Source organism: Leptotrichia buccalis C-1013-b, assembly GCF_000023905.1.
GTDB classification, from domain to species: Bacteria; Fusobacteriota; Fusobacteriia; order Fusobacteriales; family Leptotrichiaceae; genus Leptotrichia; species Leptotrichia buccalis.
Map to the genome: position 1 here is coordinate 870,445 of NC_013192.1, position 15,356 is coordinate 885,800.

Annotated in this window: 9 protein-coding genes and 1 CRISPR repeat array; of the genes, 1 reads left to right on the top strand and 8 read right to left on the bottom strand. The window is 26.3% G+C overall.

The features are described 5' to 3' along the window. Window positions 1-55 precede the first annotated feature (55 nt). From cas2 to cas6, 8 genes are read right to left on the bottom strand one after another with little or no spacing between them, the layout of a single operon-like run. On the bottom strand, window positions 56-334 hold the full coding sequence (gene cas2 / locus LEBU_RS03995) for a CRISPR-associated endonuclease Cas2 (RefSeq protein ID WP_015769049.1): 279 nt from the start codon (window positions 332-334) through the stop codon (window positions 56-58). A 1-nt stretch (window position 335) separates the two neighbouring features. Continuing rightward, window positions 336-1,328, bottom strand: a complete 993-nt coding sequence (gene cas1b / locus LEBU_RS04000) for a type I-B CRISPR-associated endonuclease Cas1b (RefSeq protein ID WP_015769050.1) — start codon at window positions 1,326-1,328, stop codon at window positions 336-338. Window positions 1,329-1,363: 35 nt separating this feature from the next. Then, the gene (cas4, locus tag LEBU_RS04005; protein WP_015769051.1) at window positions 1,364-1,852 is read right to left on the bottom strand and encodes a CRISPR-associated protein Cas4; all 489 of its coding nucleotides are present in this window, start codon (window positions 1,850-1,852) and stop codon (window positions 1,364-1,366) included. Between the two features lie 18 nt (window positions 1,853-1,870). Then, window positions 1,871-4,285 carry a CRISPR-associated helicase/endonuclease Cas3 gene (locus LEBU_RS04010; RefSeq protein WP_015769052.1) on the bottom strand — a complete coding sequence of 805 codons (2,415 nt, stop codon included), beginning with the start codon at window positions 4,283-4,285 and terminating at the stop codon, window positions 1,871-1,873. Between the two features lie 19 nt (window positions 4,286-4,304). Next, window positions 4,305-5,069, bottom strand: coding sequence for a type I-B CRISPR-associated protein Cas5b (gene cas5b, locus LEBU_RS04015; protein ID WP_015769053.1), 765 nt, complete (start codon window positions 5,067-5,069; stop codon window positions 4,305-4,307). 2 nt (window positions 5,070-5,071) lie between these two features. Beyond that, entirely contained in the window at window positions 5,072-5,968 is an 897-nt protein-coding gene (cas7i, locus tag LEBU_RS04020) for a type I-B CRISPR-associated protein Cas7/Cst2/DevR (RefSeq protein ID WP_015769054.1), read from the bottom strand. A 2-nt stretch (window positions 5,969-5,970) separates the two neighbouring features. Continuing rightward, complete coding sequence (locus LEBU_RS04025) at window positions 5,971-7,740, bottom strand: Cas8a1 family CRISPR/Cas system-associated protein (protein ID WP_015769055.1); 1,770 nt, start codon at window positions 7,738-7,740, stop codon at window positions 5,971-5,973. A 24-nt stretch (window positions 7,741-7,764) separates the two neighbouring features. Then, window positions 7,765-8,478: a CRISPR-associated endoribonuclease Cas6 gene (cas6, locus tag LEBU_RS04030; protein ID WP_238974508.1), complete on the bottom strand. Its 714-nt coding sequence runs from the start codon at window positions 8,476-8,478 to the stop codon at window positions 7,765-7,767. Between the two features lie 378 nt (window positions 8,479-8,856). Continuing rightward, window positions 8,857-14,262: direct repeats of the CRISPR family, unit length 29 nt; unit sequence GTTTTAATAGCACAAATTGTATTGTAAAT. Between the two features lie 203 nt (window positions 14,263-14,465). Here cas6 and LEBU_RS04035 point away from each other — a divergent pair. After that, window positions 14,466-15,194, top strand: coding sequence for an HAD family hydrolase (locus LEBU_RS04035; RefSeq protein WP_015769057.1), 729 nt, complete (start codon window positions 14,466-14,468; stop codon window positions 15,192-15,194). The last annotated feature ends 162 nt before the right edge of the window (window positions 15,195-15,356 follow it).

Consider the following 15,356-nt stretch of genomic DNA (forward strand, 5'->3'; position numbering starts at 1 on the left):
TAAGCTTAACAAATTTTATTTTAAATTTGTCGCATTTTATTATAATCTATCGCTGTTAAAAAAAATTTGAAGTTTTGTCGTCCTCTATTCCCCAAAATTCTTTTTCTAGCCATTTTTCTTGACGTGATTTAAAAATGATTAATGAATCTTTGTCTTTACGAATGTGACGTTTTAGTTCAAGGTTTAGTTTTTTTAATAATACTGGTGTTATTTCTCCTTCAAATACTGATTTTTGTACATTTGTTAAATATTTTTTACAAATTTTAAATACGTTTCGAGAAATTTTGGGACCATTGTCTTCTGTTAGAATGTCGTACACTAAAATTATATACATATTACCACCATATTTTAAATCCTTCGTATTTTTTATCTTCTAGCAAGTGTTTTACTAATTTGTATGCTTCTAAACGCATCAGGTGCCGATAGGAAACTTTTCGATTTAAATCTCTATGTTTTATTGAGGTTTCTAATCTTTCGTTAAAAGTTTTTAAAATCAATTTTTGTGCATTTTCTTTCATGTAAAAATAGTTTGAATCTTTAACAAAATCTTTTTCTGTTATCATTTTTTTATTCAAAAGAGAAAAAATAATTCTATCTGCCAAAAGAGGCTTAAACACTTCAGCAATATCAAGTGATAATGAAAACCTTCTTTCTCCTACACTATGCAAATAGCTAATTGTGGGATTTAATTGACTGACATAAATTTCTGAAAGGCATGCTGTATAAACTAGTGTATTCAAAAAAGAAATCATTGTATTAATCATATTATCTGGTGGCCTTTTTACTCTTTTTTCAAAGTCAATTTCCTGATTAACAATTGTATTCCATGCGGTATAATAAGTACGTCTGATACTTCCTTCAATTCCCATTAATTCATTAATCTCGTTTGTTCTAAAAATTCCTTTTTTCAGTGCCTTAATTTCTGTTATTATGGATTCTAAATCTTTTCCTCGTTCCTGATAATATCTTAAATTTCGCAAAATATTTGTGCTTGCTGCATCTATTATTAATTGTGCTAATTCAATTCTTTTGGCATTGTCTGTATAATTTTCAACTTGCTTTACGAATAGTTTTCCAGAAACATTTGATTCTTTTGGATAAAATGTTCCAGTGTAAAAACCATAATAATTAAAAATATGAACAGGAATTTTATTCTGTGCCAAGTAATTTAAACATTTTGTATTTAATGAAACTTCTCCAAATAAGTAAATATCTCTTGTAACTTCTATTTTTATATCTTTAAAACGTCCATCTGGCGCTGTTATTCTTATAACATTATCTTTACGTTTTAATTCACCGCTGGAAAAAATAAAATAACTTTCTGCCATTTTATACCTCTCTTTATGATATTTTTTTATTAATTTTAAATGTAACAAAATTCATAGTATGCACATTTTTTACAAATTTTATCATTAATTACAGGAGGAGCTTTTTCATTTTTACAAATTTTTTCAATATCAATTAAAATTTCCTTCAATGTATTTTCGTCCTCTTTTGTCAAAATTATTTCCTTACGTTCCCTAATTACAGGATAATCAATAATCCCTTTTTCAATTTTTATTCCACGCTGTTTTAGAAAATAAATATAGTATTTTACTTGCCAAATTGCCGCCTCTTCCACAGCTTTACTTTTTTTTATTTCGTGAACAACTTGCCATTTACGGATAAAATCAATGTTGACTGTTTCTTCTATCATAATTTGTTTAGTTTCCGAACTATAACTATTTTCATCAATTAATTTTCCTAGCTGAACATTTTCATTTTCCTCTTCAAGATTAATATTTTTAGACTGGCACCACAATTTACGTTTGCATATAAAATAATAGTTTATCATAATTCCTGTTATTTTCATTGTTTCACCTCATAACATTTAAAAAGTATTATCTTCAAAAAAATCTCGATTTTTTATTTTTACTTCAAATCCTTTTTCATACGAATAATCACAATCTAAAATAATCAATGTTTCATAATCATTTATTTCCATTTTTTCTACTTGTTCAGGAGAAATATCATCAAGTTCATATTCAGGAATTGCTACTTTAAATTGATTTATTTCTCGTCTTGCTTCTATTTTTTCACTTCTTAAATTTTTCCGCTCTTTTTCATTTAATCCCTTTGTTTTCTTCTGTAGGATTTCAATATTTTTCTCTATTTCTTCTTTATTTTCTTGATAAATAATTTTTGGAATTATATCTCTTGAAGCAATATTTCTAAAGATTTTCTGTACTTCTGATTTTGTTTTTTCATATTCCACTATATAATTTTTCAAAGCATAAATATTTTTTACTAATTTTCCATAATACTCCGTATCTTTTAAACTTTCAGTTGAATAAACCTTATCAATCAATTCCAATTTTTCCTTTTCTGTAAGTAATCCATCAATGTTTATCAAGGCTTCTTTAGATTTTTGATGAATTTCTTTATCTATAACTGCTTTAGAACCCTTTATTCCGGAACACTCTTCCGTAAAAACATAGCAGTTATATTTTTCATCCAAAATTTCTCTATTTCTGTAGCATCTTCCCATTCTCTGAAAAAGTCCATTCAAATCTGATAATTCTGTAATAAGAATATCAAAATCCAAATCAAGAGATGCTTCAACTACTTGTGTACCAATCCAGATTCCATTTTCAAAAATATTTTTTGATTTTCTTTCTTTTTTTACACTTTGTTTAAATCTTTTAGGATTGGCAAATTCAGAAATTTCCTTTTCTTTTTTAGCCCTGTCTTTTTTTATAAATCGGCTATGAAGTAGATTCAATTCTTTACACTCTATTCCTAAATTTTTCAAATTTTCATACATTTGTTTGGATTTTTTGACAGTATTGCAGACAACTAAAATTTTATTATCTTTGTAATTTTCTTTTATAAATTCAGCATTGATAGTATCTTTTAATACTTTTATATTATGTCTTTTTTTATCATTTATAAAAGGTTCTGTAGTTACAAATTCTATTTCTTCCTTTTTTAACAAATCTATGATAATTCCTGGTAAAGTGGCAGTCATTATAGCAAATTTCCCACCAAAATCTGTAATATATTTAAGTCCGTATATCAAATAAGCTAATAAATCCGTTGAATACATCTGAATTTCATCAATAACCACTTTAGAATAAGATAGTGTAGCAACTTTTAATTCAAATCCCGGTGCTCTGAAAACAAAATCAAAAAGCTGGTCTATTGTGCAGACTGTCAATGGTAAGGAGAGCTGCTTTGTTTTATCTATATACATAAACAGATCATCATTATCCATTTTTTCTAGATTATTTTTTTCCTTCTTTTTTGTATCTTCTATATATATTTCTCTAAAATCTGAATGTAGCAGCCCTATTCTATTTTCTAGTTTTTCAATCACAATCTGATTTTTCACCCTATTAAAAATGGAATTAATTGCTACTCTTAGCGGCAATGTGAAAAATCCCTTATTATTGCCTATCCAAAGTAGCCCCGCTTCAGTCTTTCCATATCCTGTCTGTGCCACCACTACAACATTTTCATTTTGATTATGAATCATAAACTTCTGCAACTCGTTCCAGTCATTTTTAGGATTATCCTTTTTCAATACATTTTTTAGAAAATCATCCATTTTTTCTTCAAGAAAATCATTTTTTTCCTCAACCGGAATATATGAACTTGCAGCATAATCTATTTTATTCAGTAATCCTTTTAACATCACATATTTTTGAAAAGTTTCAAAGGTTTCCTTTTCTGATAAGATAAAATCTTGAGAATAGATTCTTCCATTTAATTTATAATATTTTTTACTTAATTTCTTTAATTTTACTTTTTCATTCTCGATTTTAAAAATAGAATACTTTAAATTTTCTTCTATATTCTTATTCACATAGTCAAAATATATATTTTGTAACTTTTCCAAATATTTTAGAAAATAGTCTGCTTCAATGTTCATTAATTCTATTTCTGACGAAAAATCTTCTTCTTCAATTTCTGAAATATCTCTTTCATGATGTAATGCAACAGAATAGGATAAAACTTTAATATCACTTTTATCAAAACCATTTTCACTTAAACTTTTGCTATCTATAAAAGAAGTACTTAATAGTCCATGAGGAAGTTCTCCATTTTGCTTTTGACCAGATAACTTACTTTGAAATTTTTTATTTATTTTCCCAAGATCATGATAAATACAGGCAAGTAATAATAATTCTTTATCCACATTTATCTCAGAATATATTGTAAAAAAGTTTTTAAAGTTATTAATCAGATTTTCTGTATGCTCCATTATTGTTTCACCATTAGATTTTGCCAAAAACTCATTTTTCATAATTAATTTCTCCTATAAATTACAACTCACAAAAAACAATTTCATTATCTTCATCAACTGGAACTATTTCTTCTTCCAATGCTGTTATATTTGAAGAATATAGCACTTCTTCCTTTTTCCATTCCCTTATAAATTTTGGTTTTGCTTTTGTACCAATATTTTTAGTTTCATAATTTTTTGTCAATTCATATCTCGTACCACAAATACGAACACCTGAGGCAGGATTACCAAATTCAACTTTTTCATCATATACAAAACTTAAAGGAATATATGCAAACACTTCTTCTCCATTTTCTAAATCCTCTTCCATTTCTTTCTTTTCTACGTCTACAATCCTAACATCCTTAATTAACACAATATCCTCTCTTCTTCCTAAGCTTGGATATTCTCTTGGATATTTGAATGCTTCAAAAATGGTATTTAAAAATTCTTCTGACTGGTCTTCCGGAATAATATGAATTGTCAAGTTTACGTCAACCAGCAGTTCAGCAGTTGCAACTCCTCTATTAATACCATAACCATTTACATTTAATTGATGCCTTCCCATTTCAAAAGGATTTCCATTTTTAAATTCATATCTTGTATATAAGTCATTAACCTTAGAAAAGTAATTTCCACTGATACTTATTTTCATCGGTTTATATTCCTTAAAATCACAGAGGGAATGAACCATTCCAATTACTGTCGAATATGGTGGCAAAGGATAGCTTTCTTTCAGCTGAAAACTTGTTGGAACTTTATAATTCACCATATTTTGATACAATTTCAATTTAATTGCCTTCATAGTTATCCATCAACTTTCTCTGTATAATAATTATCAACCTTTTCTTTTAACTGTTTGAAAAATTCAGGAACATCTAGTACATTTATGTTTTTTCCTTTTAATTTTTCTTCAACTTCTGTATCATTTTCAAATTGTTCTTTCACAATTCCGGAGATTGTATCTTCTTCAATATAATCATAGATTCCGCTACACAGTTTATCAGCTAGAATCTTGTTATTTTTAACATCCACTATATTTTCAAAAAATGGATTTTTTATATCATACACTCCACCTATTATAAATAAGGGTTTCAAATCTTCCCTTCTTCCTTTAATATCCCTATAAAGTAATGAAATCGTATCTAGAAGTTTTTTCACTCTTCTTGATTTTTCTTCATTTGAAACTTCAATTTCATCCAATTCATCTATTCCAATTCTATCTAAATCTATAGTAACTGTATATTTATAGTAAGATTTGTGTATTTCAGCCTGTGCTATATTTGGAAATTCTCCAATTCTATCAGCTAATCCTTTATTTGTTAAAAATTCCAAATCCCCTTTAAATGTTTCCAATGAAATTGCATTTGACAGTCTTACTATTGCAGAACGATTTTTAGAATTTTCACCTTTTATTGTTTTCATATATCCAAAAAAATCAAGTTCAGGATAATCTTTAATTGTCGTATCTGCTGAAAATTGAACTATTTTCTTGTCTCCACTTCCTTCTGCTTTTACTGGTGACTTTTCTTCTCCAAGCTGTTCTATAATATTATATCTTATTGCCTGTCTAGAAATATATGTGTATTGTTCCCCCTTATTTCTTGATAATTTCTTTAATGCTGCAACATTTCCTATTCCTTCTCCATAGTTAGCACTTTGTGCCAAAAATATTGCTGTAAAAGTTAAACCTTTTTTATTCATAATTATTCATTCCCTTCTTTTTTATCTGTCTTATTTTCATTCTTACTTTTATCTTCACCTAATAAACCTAATAAAAATCCATGACCTAATGTCTGAAAATTTTCATCATTTAAAAGTGCTTTAGCAAAAAGTGAGCTAATATTTTTTCCTGCATAAGCATGAGCTGAAATCAGTGCATCCATAAACATATCAACATTATTAATTCTCAAAGCATTCTGAAGTCTGTATAACAGACTTCCAATCTTTTTATCATTTCCACTTTTTCTTATATATTCTTCCCTAAAAATCATTGCATCTCTTCTTATATAGAAAATATCTTTTTCTGTTAATTCTTCTGATGTTTTCTTATTTTCCTTTTTTTCAATTATTTCTTGCTTATCCATTTTCTTCAACCTCCTGATATAATCCAAATTTATTTTTAGCAAATCTTCTATATTTTTTAGTTTACAAGATAATTTTGTTTTTGAAATCTTATAATAACATAATTTGTTTATTAATGAGAATAAATTTTGATTATTTAACAATTCTGTTATTGTTGTATCATAAAGATAAAAATACCTTCTATCAATTAAATACCATTTATCTAATAAGGCATCTAATTTTTCTTTATTTTCAGATAAAAGTTTTAAAATATTTCGTGACAATAAAGTAAACTTATAATGTCCTTCCTCAAACTTCACAATCTGAATATCTGATAATTCATATTTTGTATTGTCTTTTTCTTTCTTGATTTCCTTCAATAAATTTTTATACAGATTTATATTCTTTTCTTCCGACTCATCTTCTAAAATATTATATGCAATTCCATTATTTATTTTACATAATTGGTCTATATTATGATTTGCATTTACGAATATTCCTTTGTCAGCTCCGTATATAAATCCTGCCGGAACGCAGGAATAAACCAATGTAACTAAAGGAGTTACTGCAATATCATTTACAAAATTCCAGACATGTGACGGCTTTCTATTCACATCAAAACCTGTGTCATTTAAAAATCCTAATGTATTTTTATAATCCTTCATTAGCATATTCGAAAGTACACATTTATATTTAAATTTAGACTTGTCAGCATTAACATATTCTAATGCAGGTTCTACAAAATATGATTTATGTTCTTCATAAATATCTTTAGCGGCATTTGCCCTATTTAAAAATGATACACTGCTCCAGGCATTATTTATTATTACATAAGCTATATTTTTAGCAGCAAGATAATTTTTTACATTTCCGTTCTTATCAGTTATTTTCTTCTTAAAAAAATCAATAATTTCCTTCATAATTTTGATATTATTTTTTACATCATCTTTTGAAATTTCATCAATATTTTCTTTAGGTTCTTTTATTTTTTTTAATTCCTTTTCCAGTCCTAAAATTTTATTAGTCCCGTCTTTTTCTATAAAATCATACGCCTTCTTATAACTTGCAGATTTAATTTTAGCTTTGAAAAATGTAATTTTGTCATTTATCATTTTTAATTCATTAATACTTCTAATTTTTTCTCCATTTTCCTCAAATTCATCAATGTATTTTTCAAATTCCAGGATTTTACCATAAGTTAGTGTTTTCCCATATCTTTTTATAAAAAAATCAAAATATTTATACTCAAAGTTTTCCAGAACTTTTGGAGAAAATCTTATTAAGCGATTTTTATCATCTATTTCCAGTTCTCCATTATTTCTTGCTTCTTCTCCAAGAATATTTATAAATCCTAACAATCCAGCATTAAATAACCAATCCTTCAATTTCAATTCTATTTTTTCATCACTCATTTTTCTACCTTTTCCTAATTCAAATTATTTCAATTTTTCCAGCATTCCAAATCCACTTCCAGTTATGCTCCCAAGCCCTGCATTATAAATATAATCCAAAATATAACTTTTCCCTTCCAATTTCAATATACCAACTGAAGTATCCAAAAATTTACCATTAAATTTATTTTCATAATTTAAAGTTTTATCTTTTTTAGTCTTATCATAATGCTTTACAACGATTTTTTTAGTCTGACTTGAATCTATTATCAAATCTTCAATATCTTTTTTTACATATTCTCCTTTTAATTCTTTAAGTCTTGTATAAAGATTTCTTTTTATAATTTCAGTAAATTTATCGTCTGTTCCTATATAGTATGCATCTTTTTTAGTCTCCTGATTATGATCACGGCAAACTATTGGGGACATAGTTTTAACGATTAATACATTGTCCTTTATAATTTTTCTCGGTAAAATCGAAATGTTAGTAACCACAACCTTTGTTTCTTCCGAAATTTCTATCTCTTTAAACCTAAGACTTGAAAAAGCATTATAAATGTTCAAACTATCAACATTATCGTACGCTGAAAAATTAATTGTAGCCTTTTTTTCATCGCCTAAAAATCTAATTTCATTTTTTTCAAATTTTACATTCTGAAAATAAACCGCCCATGTATAATTTTTCTGTTTTGCAGTTCCAAAGAAATCTTCAAAAATATCAAGATCACACTGTTTCAATCCTTTTTTTAAAATACGCAAAATCTTTGATCTCCAATTAACAGGAAAACTATTTCCTTTTATTAATTCAATATTAATTTTGAATCTCATGTCTTTTTTATACCTTTCTTTCTGTTATTTTTTTCTTTGAAATATAATATATTATATCCTATTTTCTATAAAAGTAAATACTCGTATAGTAAACTTTTACTACTATTCAATATTTTTAATCTGTCGATGCCTAATAACTAAAAAATCCCTGTATATCGACAGATTTTTAAAATCACTGATTTTTACTAATTTTCTTAAATATTTTTAGTTTAAAATAAAAAATCAACCTTTAAAATTTTGAAAAAAAATTAGGTATCGACAAAATTGATAAAAAATGATATGATATACAAGGAAGTTAATAATGATTTAGTTTTAATAGCACAAATTGTATTGTAAATTATTAGAAACCTTGTTTTTAATAACAGGATTTTTTGTTTTAATAGCACAAATTGTATTGTAAATCTCCCTACATCTTGTATTTTTAACACTCTTGTGCTAGTTTTAATAGCACAAATTGTATTGTAAATGCAAATGAAACTTTTAGTTGTGGATTGAAACATCCGTTTTAATAGCACAAATTGTATTGTAAATGGAATAAAAGAAAAATTGGAGGAATACTTAAACCACGTTTTAATAGCACAAATTGTATTGTAAATGATGCTTTTAGTGCTTCTGCGAAAGTTTCAAAACTGTTTTAATAGCACAAATTGTATTGTAAATCAAGTATCTACCATCTGCATCTTTCCACAATTTCAGTTTTAATAGCACAAATTGTATTGTAAATAACACATTCAGGCACTCAATGACTATCTTAGCTGGCGTTTTAATAGCACAAATTGTATTGTAAATTCGTATATTATATGAGGATTATAATACTTGTCAGCTGTTTTAATAGCACAAATTGTATTGTAAATGCTTTTCAACCCATTTAATATCCGTTTTAATGTTGTGTTTTAATAGCACAAATTGTATTGTAAATCATCTTAAAGCTGTATTTAATACCACTGACAAGGAAGTTTTAATAGCACAAATTGTATTGTAAATCTCCTCTTTGCCAATGTTGTTTTTAATTTGCACTCGGTTTTAATAGCACAAATTGTATTGTAAATGATTAGTAAATACATAATGCAATAAGTCTAAATCATGTTTTAATAGCACAAATTGTATTGTAAATAATCACTTTGTATGCTTGACTTAAACTTACTTCCAAGTTTTAATAGCACAAATTGTATTGTAAATTTGCGTCTTCGATATAATCGAGAACGATTCTTTCAAGTTTTAATAGCACAAATTGTATTGTAAATGCTTTCTTGATATTATTATACTATACTTTTTATCAAAAGTTTTAATAGCACAAATTGTATTGTAAATGCCTGTTAAGGACTTCAACAAGTTTTTCGTTTTGTGGTTTTAATAGCACAAATTGTATTGTAAATTTGTGAATATTTACTATTTGTTTCTCAACTTTAAATGTTTTAATAGCACAAATTGTATTGTAAATTCCGCCGCCGGACCGTAAATAATCGTATTATTGCTGTTTTAATAGCACAAATTGTATTGTAAATAATTGTATTATATGGAATGTTGGGACTGGCTGGTAAAGTTTTAATAGCACAAATTGTATTGTAAATGTGTAAACGGAGATTACAACAACATTATTAGAAAACGTTTTAATAGCACAAATTGTATTGTAAATATAATACCATTAAAGGCTTTATTTTTGAGTTTAATTGTTTTAATAGCACAAATTGTATTGTAAATTTGTATTGTTTGTGTCAAATTCTCCTAGAAGTGTACGTTTTAATAGCACAAATTGTATTGTAAATACAGGTATGGCACGTTCGGTTAGGTCTAATTAAATCGTTTTAATAGCACAAATTGTATTGTAAATTTTTCTCTAATTCTTTAATTTTTGAATACAAACTGTTTTAATAGCACAAATTGTATTGTAAATTTCTTTATCTGAGCCTAAAATATCATCTAAAATTCTGTTTTAATAGCACAAATTGTATTGTAAATCAAAATTATTGGACTTTGGTAACTTTGATACAATTGTTTTAATAGCACAAATTGTATTGTAAATTATATTGCCTTGTACTTGCCTTTACATATTGGTATCGTTTTAATAGCACAAATTGTATTGTAAATTAAAAATTGATAAAACTTGTTAATTAATACTTATTTGTTTTAATAGCACAAATTGTATTGTAAATGTTTTTAATGGAAAAAATGCAATAGATATTATGGAGTTTTAATAGCACAAATTGTATTGTAAATTTATTCAACATCTCCTTATAGTTTTTATTAATTTTTGTTTTAATAGCACAAATTGTATTGTAAATTTAGTAAATACTTGTTGGGAAACAGAGAAATTATAGTTTTAATAGCACAAATTGTATTGTAAATGATGTAAAAGACGAAGAAGGGAATATTAATCTTAAAGTTTTAATAGCACAAATTGTATTGTAAATGAAAAAGGACTTAAAAGATTTCGAGCAAGAAGAAAAGTTTTAATAGCACAAATTGTATTGTAAATACTTTTGAGGAAACTGCTGAACACATCTTGAAAGATGTTTTAATAGCACAAATTGTATTGTAAATAGTTATATCGCCAAAAACCTTTTTCAGCCTTCTGTAGTTTTAATAGCACAAATTGTATTGTAAATCTTGTTGTGCTTTAAATTTAGTTAGTTTTGCCATCTGTTTTAATAGCACAAATTGTATTGTAAATGCTTACACATTTGCTCAAGGAATTAATGGACGTTGGGTTTTAATAGCACAAATTGTATTGTAAATTTCCCGCCCGCAGCCCTTCAGTTGTGCCAAGTGTGGTTTTAATAGCACAAATTGTATTGTAAATTCAACTCCCCTTATTTTCTACCAGTACCTTTAAAAAGTTTTAATAGCACAAATTGTATTGTAAATATTCATTTATATAATCATATTCTTTTAATTTCTTTAGTTTTAATAGCACAAATTGTATTGTAAATATACAAATTGTCTCTTTCCAAAAGTTATTAAATATTGTTTTAATAGCACAAATTGTATTGTAAATTTAAATCAATGATAAATTATTTTCATATCTGAACTTGTTTTAATAGCACAAATTGTATTGTAAATTAGTGTTAGAGGAATTAACACAATTAAAGATTAATTGTTTTAATAGCACAAATTGTATTGTAAATATCAAAAAATAAGTATATTAATGATGATAATAATATGTTTTAATAGCACAAATTGTATTGTAAATTTTTCACTTTCTCGTTGTTGCTGTTTACTAATGTTGTTTTAATAGCACAAATTGTATTGTAAATCGAATTCTTCCATATCTGAAAATTTGCCTTTTTTAGTTTTAATAGCACAAATTGTATTGTAAATTGCGGAATTGGCTTTTATTTAATTGAATGTTATTGTGTTTTAATAGCACAAATTGTATTGTAAATTTCAATACTATATTCTCTAATACTGGAATATCTTTGTTTTAATAGCACAAATTGTATTGTAAATAAAGGTTTCTAAAAACAATATCGGCGATTTCTGACAAGTTTTAATAGCACAAATTGTATTGTAAATATACAAATAGAAGTAGTTGCTAACAATAACAATAAGTTTTAATAGCACAAATTGTATTGTAAATTTTCTTCCGCAAATTGCACAAGTTCTTGACTTTAAGTTTTAATAGCACAAATTGTATTGTAAATTGATATTAAGAGAAAAGATTTGGAAGATGCTTTATTGTTTTAATAGCACAAATTGTATTGTAAATATTCACAATCATACACTCCATTAAACGTTGTAGTGGTTTTAATAGCACAAATTGTATTGTAAATGTTGCAGGACTGTTTATGGGAATTGCTGAAGCAATGTTTTAATAGCACAAATTGTATTGTAAATACAGTATCTTGTACTAATCTGTACTCTGAACTTTCGTTTTAATAGCACAAATTGTATTGTAAATTATGTTTACCGATTTCCCTTTTGACGCTTTTATAAGGTTTTAATAGCACAAATTGTATTGTAAATCAATTTCGTGCAGTAAGTCATCTTCTTTCTTTTCATGTTTTAATAGCACAAATTGTATTGTAAATTCAAATTTTTGTTCTTTACGATGCAGATTGTTTTGTGTTTTAATAGCACAAATTGTATTGTAAATTGATATTAAGGAGGTGTAGATAATAATTGAGTAGTAGTTTTAATAGCACAAATTGTATTGTAAATATAATGGTAATTGGGACTTTTGCGGGCGTGGCCTTGGTTTTAATAGCACAAATTGTATTGTAAATTTACTCAATCATATAATTTAAATGATAATATGTTTGGTTTTAATAGCACAAATTGTATTGTAAATAATTATGAAATATGGAAAGGGTATGTTTTTTCAAAAGTTTTAATAGCACAAATTGTATTGTAAATTTATCTTTGTATGTTTTTACATCACAATAAAAATAAGTTTTAATAGCACAAATTGTATTGTAAATACAATCATCTGTAGGAGTGTGATTTATGGACATAAAGTTTTAATAGCACAAATTGTATTGTAAATAATTTTGATAGCTTTTCTTCTATTTTTGAAGCGGCTGTTTTAATAGCACAAATTGTATTGTAAATTAAAAATTTATTTCTTAAATAATTTCTTAATTCTGGTTTTAATAGCACAAATTGTATTGTAAATGTTGGGAGGACGAATAATGAGAGAAATAAAATTTAGGTTTTAATAGCACAAATTGTATTGTAAATTTTGTCTATAAGGAAAATATGGATATTTTTGAACTGGGTTTTAATAGCACAAATTGTATTGTAAATGTTACAGTTCCTCATATTCTTTCAGGTTTTCCAGTATGTTTTAATAGCACAAATTGTATTGTAAATAATAACCGTATTCGTCAGTTTTAAGATTATGTTCATGTTTTAATAGCACAAATTGTATTGTAAATCAATTCTGCTTTTTCTATCCAGTTCTGAACATACAGTGTTTTAATAGCACAAATTGTATTGTAAATTATAAACTGGCAATTGAAAAATCGTATTCGGGATGTGTTTTAATAGCACAAATTGTATTGTAAATTATCTTCCTTAGTTATTTGATAATACTTTTTCCAAGTTTTAATAGCACAAATTGTATTGTAAATCTTTGTGGTTGTTTTCAAAGATAAGTTCCTTTGCCTGTTTTAATAGCACAAATTGTATTGTAAATAGAAGATTTTATGTATGTAAGAAATGGTAAACAAGTGTTTTAATAGCACAAATTGTATTGTAAATGGAGAATTGAAGAGCCTTTAAAAATTCTGAAGGTACGTTTTAATAGCACAAATTGTATTGTAAATTGTCTAGTGAGCGGAAGACGACCCTTGAAACGAAGGTTTTAATAGCACAAATTGTATTGTAAATCATCTTCGGTGAAAGCAAATTTTTCTTGTAACTGACGTTTTAATAGCACAAATTGTATTGTAAATCGTCTAGTGTAGCAGTTCTTAGCCCACTGCGCAAGGTTTTAATAGCACAAATTGTATTGTAAATCCTTTTGAGTTATAATAATATCGCCAAATAAAATCGTTTTAATAGCACAAATTGTATTGTAAATTTTTTATCACATAATTCTAATGAATAATTATCAAAGTTTTAATAGCACAAATTGTATTGTAAATCAAAACAAGGAGCGATAGTTTCGACTATTTTTGGAGGTTTTAATAGCACAAATTGTATTGTAAATTTCTGTACATTTGCTATTTTATTCCAGCCCATAAAAGTTTTAATAGCACAAATTGTATTGTAAATTGCATTTTACCCTTGACTATTGCGGGCACAATTTGTAAATTTTAAAATATTAATCAGTAAAATAGCTGTACTTTTGTTAATAAAGCATGGCTATTTTTAGTTTACAAATGCTTTTTCTTGTTTATTTTATTTGAAATTCTAAAAAAATAGGTTAAAATATAGCAATAAAAAGAATATTAAAATTTAAGTAAGGGAGAATGCGGATGAAAAAAAATGTAGCAGCATTTTTTGATATAGATGGAACAATTTATAGGGATTCTTTGCTGATTGAGCATTTTAAAATGCTTGTGCAGTATGAATATATTGATATGATGACTTGGGAAGGGAAAGTTAAGGAGAAATTTTCCAAGTGGGAAAATAGGACTGGGGATTATGATGATTATCTGGATGAACTTGTCCAGACTTATATGGAAGCATTAAAGAATTTTAGCAAAGAGGATATGGATTTTATTGCGAAAAGAGTAATGAAACTTAAAGGAGACAAAGTTTACCGATATACACGTGAGAGGCTCAAATATCATAAGGAAAGAAATCACAAAGTTATAATTATTTCTGGAAGTCCAGATTTTCTTGTAAGCAAAATGGCTGAAAGATATGGAGTTAAGGATTACAGGGCATCTACTTATGAAGTTAATGAAAATGGCATTTTTACAGGAAAAGTGATACCAATGTGGGATGCCAAGAGTAAACAAAAAGCAATAGCAGATTTTTGTAAAATGTACAAAATAGATTTGACAAAATCATATGCTTACGGAGATACAACAGGTGACCTGACAATGTTCAAAAATGTAGGCAAGGCTATTGCTATAAATCCAGCTAAAAAATTATTGCAAAAAATAAAGCGGGATAAGGAATTGAAGGAAAAAGTTATGATTATTGTAGAAAGAAAAGATGTTATTTATAAATTAAAAGCAGATGTGGATATTATATAGATTAATTTTCTATAAGAATTAAAAATTTTGAGAATATAATTCGTAAATTAAATTTTTTAGATAATTTTTTGAATAAAATCCTTATTTTTGTCAAAATTAAAAGTTTAAAGTAAGAATATTTGTTAATGGAAAAGATTTACCATACAAAATAAAAATTGTTAG

What these genes read in the sequence shown, in the direction of transcription:
- cas2 (WP_015769049.1), bottom strand. Translation starts at nt 334, where the DNA reads ATGTATATAATTTTAGTGTACGACATTCTAACAGAAGACAATGGTCCC.
- cas1b (WP_015769050.1), bottom strand. Translation starts at nt 1,328, where the DNA reads ATGGCAGAAAGTTATTTTATTTTTTCCAGCGGTGAATTAAAACGTAAA.
- cas4 (WP_015769051.1), bottom strand. Translation starts at nt 1,852, where the DNA reads ATGAAAATAACAGGAATTATGATAAACTATTATTTTATATGCAAACGT.
- LEBU_RS04010 (WP_015769052.1), bottom strand. Translation starts at nt 4,285, where the DNA reads ATGAAAAATGAGTTTTTGGCAAAATCTAATGGTGAAACAATAATGGAG.
- cas5b (WP_015769053.1), bottom strand. Translation starts at nt 5,069, where the DNA reads ATGAAGGCAATTAAATTGAAATTGTATCAAAATATGGTGAATTATAAA.
- cas7i (WP_015769054.1), bottom strand. Translation starts at nt 5,968, where the DNA reads ATGAATAAAAAAGGTTTAACTTTTACAGCAATATTTTTGGCACAAAGT.
- LEBU_RS04025 (WP_015769055.1), bottom strand. Translation starts at nt 7,740, where the DNA reads ATGAGTGATGAAAAAATAGAATTGAAATTGAAGGATTGGTTATTTAAT.
- LEBU_RS04035 (WP_015769057.1), top strand. Translation starts at nt 14,466, where the DNA reads ATGAAAAAAAATGTAGCAGCATTTTTTGATATAGATGGAACAATTTAT.